Source organism: Chamaesiphon sp. VAR_69_metabat_338, assembly GCF_031423935.1.
In the GTDB taxonomy this organism is placed as follows: domain Bacteria; phylum Cyanobacteriota; class Cyanobacteriia; order Cyanobacteriales; family Chamaesiphonaceae; genus Chamaesiphon.
Window position 1 is genome coordinate 1 of the sequence record NZ_JANPGM010000666.1, and the last position, 2,952, is coordinate 2,952.

4 protein-coding genes and 1 pseudogene are annotated in these 2,952 nt (G+C 41.1%); 4 read left to right on the top strand and 1 reads right to left on the bottom strand.

From position 1 onward, the window contains the following. The first annotated feature begins 170 nt into the window (after positions 1 to 170). From RMO84_RS18430 to arfB, 3 genes are all read left to right on the top strand, one after another. Positions 171 to 770 carry a Uma2 family endonuclease gene (locus RMO84_RS18430; RefSeq protein ID WP_310489899.1) on the top strand — a complete coding sequence of 200 codons (600 nt, stop codon included), beginning with the start codon at positions 171 to 173 and terminating at the stop codon, positions 768 to 770. 166 nt (positions 771 to 936) lie between these two features. After that, a complete protein-coding gene (locus RMO84_RS18435) occupies positions 937 to 1,347 on the top strand; it encodes a hypothetical protein (protein WP_310489896.1) in 411 nt (136 codons plus the stop codon). A 202-nt stretch (positions 1,348 to 1,549) separates the two neighbouring features. Continuing rightward, a complete protein-coding gene (arfB, locus tag RMO84_RS18440) occupies positions 1,550 to 1,960 on the top strand; it encodes an alternative ribosome rescue aminoacyl-tRNA hydrolase ArfB (protein ID WP_310489897.1) in 411 nt (136 codons plus the stop codon). Between the two features lie 8 nt (positions 1,961 to 1,968). Here the strand turns inward: arfB and RMO84_RS18445 are convergent, their stop codons facing one another. Further along, entirely contained in the window at positions 1,969 to 2,517 is a 549-nt protein-coding gene (locus tag RMO84_RS18445) for an ester cyclase (RefSeq protein WP_310489898.1), read from the bottom strand. A gap of 151 nt (positions 2,518 to 2,668) precedes the next feature. Here RMO84_RS18445 and RMO84_RS18450 point away from each other — a divergent pair. Beyond that, positions 2,669 to 2,952, top strand: a pseudogene (locus RMO84_RS18450) (diaminopimelate decarboxylase); the annotation flags it as partial.

The following is a 2,952-nucleotide window of genomic DNA, read 5'->3' on the forward strand; positions in this document are numbered from 1 at the left end:
CGGTTGCGGAAGATTTCTAAGAAATTAGCCAGACGCTAGATATCGCTAATTTAATTTAAGAATTGAAAGGCTCGCAACAGCGGGCTTTTTCTTTTGGGTTGCCAGTCGGGGTAAGTCCGCTCTGGCATAATAGAAATGTAGTGAAGGTCGATCGATCGCATCGAGGTTTTATGAATGTCTCCCAATCTTTAGCTGAAGAAACAATTGCGGTTAATATTCACAGCGCAGATCTCCATGTGACACCAGCACAATTTGACAGATTGTGTGCGGACAATCGGGATTTACGAATGGAGTTGACTAAAGAAGGAAAATTAATTGTTATGGCACCAACATTCGGAGAAAGTGGTAAAAGAAATCTCAGTCTAGCGGTGCAAGTAGGTATTTGGAACGAGCGCACTCAATTGGGAACAGCATTTGACTCCTCAACTGGCTATGATTTTTCATCAATTGGCGGCGGCAAACTCTCGCCAGATGTTTCTTGGATTGAAAACTCACGTCTAGAAGGTGTTTCGCTCAAACAATTTATTCCAGTGGTGCCAGATTTTCTCATCGAGCTACGTTCTACTACCGACAGATTAAGCGACTTACAAGCTAAAATGCTCGAATATCAACGGTTAGGTGTAAAGTTCGGACTATTAATTAATCCCCAAGATAAGCAAGTCGAAATCTATCGATCGAACAAAGAAGTTGAAGTTATTGATAATCCAGGCTCGATCGATTGTCAGGATGTGATGCCTGAATTTATCTTAGATTTAACGAAAATTTTGTAGTTTAGTGCTGAACAACCCGATCGATAATATTAAGAATTGGGTGATAGCCAAATGTTGCAAAGTGGGTAAGATAAGCTAGTCAGTATGTCTGTAAAATAGTTCAGATGTTTGTGCATTTACATTCTGTTCAAAACAATCGACTAATTCTCTCATCAACATCATTTACATGCACCATCCAGAAATATACGACATAATTTCAATTATTGAAGATTACTTTCTACTATCTGATACTAAGTTCAGATGCCAAATCGAGCCACTTGTCTGTATTAAACAATTTGGTGAGTTATCCGAAGATAATCCGCCAAAAGAGTGTAAAGGAATTAAAATTGTTCGGCAACTTAATAACGGCAGAATAGAAGTCAATATTTTCGGATGTAGAAAAGACAATGACTCTATGGATTGTCAATATTTCTTAGATGGTAGAGATACTCCAGAAAAAGTGTCCGAGAGCATTTTTGTATACGATGGTAAATATGGTGAATACAGTACAGAAAATACTAGAGATTGGATTAGAGAAATAATCATCTTAGATCGAGAGTTGGCAAAAAAACAAGAAGTTTCTCTATGTTCAACCTAGATCGAAGTCAGCACAATTAACATTAATTAATTGTGCTGCTTACCTGGAAATATGAATATTGCTATGGTCTAGTGTTCAGATCTAACCCGCTCGATCGCTCCGTTTAATTTAATAAGGGTACCAATGGGTTAAATCCGTAAGATTCGTTTAAAATAGATAATATGAGTTCGGCAATGCACGACCCGATATTACTAAATCAGTCATGTTCGAGATATCTAAAAGTATTAGTATTCCCTTCAATGAAATTGAGATTAGTGCCATTCGATCGCAAGGTGCTGGCGGTCAAAATGTTAATAAGGTGGCGACAGCGATACACTTACGCTTTGACATTCAAGCATCATCTTTACCCGAATGGTATAAAGATCGGCTGCTGAAATTGAGCGATCGTCGCATTACCAATGAAGGTGTTATCGTGATTAAATCACAAGAACACCGCAGTCAGGAACGCAATCGATCGGAAGCATTCGATCGATTGAAAGCTTTGATTTTAAGCGTAGCAGTTGTCGTCTTGCCTCGCAAAATTAGAAAGCCAAGTAAAAGCCAAGATCGGCGCAGATTAGAAGCTAAGAAACATCGATCGCAGATGAAAGCATTACGCAAAGTTGTCGAATAAATTTAGGCTTACTTATTCAGTCCCAATTGCTGACGAATTGCCCGATAAAATAAAGCAATGCCAGGTAGCGGCACGATTCCAAGTTGTTGCATCATGCCCGCCTGGTCGCCTTGACCCCAATGTTCGACGATTTTACCATCGCTAATGCGATCGACATGCATCACGGCGACGGAGAGCGATTGTCCCGTAGCTGGTAAGCCTTGGAAATTGCCTAAATGCGTACCTGTAAATATCCCTGAAGTGACCACTTTATCATCTTCACAAATCGATCGATCGAATTGATGGCAAACATCGGGGAAAGCTTGCCTAAATTTACTTCCAAATTCGATAAACTCGTCTCGATCTAGAGTTGCAGATATGCCAACTAAATGAGCGGCAAAATTTTCTGACATCATATTTCTAACGATCTCAAAGTCGCCGCGATCGAATGCCCGATAGAATTTGATGACAAGGTCGCGATTGTCAGACATCTTTGCTAAAACTCCCGAAATTAATCCTCGATCGTAGATTCGATCGACCTCAAACCACCAAGATCTTATAGCAGTAGCAAAGGTCATAGGACATTCTTTAATTAGTCTGCGTAGGCAGACTTTGCATCCCAAGCGACGATTTCAATCATTGTCCTGTCCTAACCGCTATAACTGAGGATCGACCTAAATCCGCACTTCTATTATAATTTAGGAATCCGCAAATTCTAGTCACAACCTAATGGTATCGATCTCCGCCACCCAGCCCAGCAGCCGCCAGTACTTACCGCCAGCTAATCTCGACGCCTCACCCAACCAACACATTCTCCCGCTAACGGCGACAGTTAACGACAGGGATTGTCTAGAAATTGGCGGCTGTGATGTCACCGAATTGGTACGGCAATTTGGTTCCCCCTTATATATTCTCGACGAGCAATCGGTACGCACAGCTTGTCAACAATATCGGGATGGGTGGCAGAAGTATTATCCCGGTGAATCCCTGGTAATATATGCATCGAAAGCATG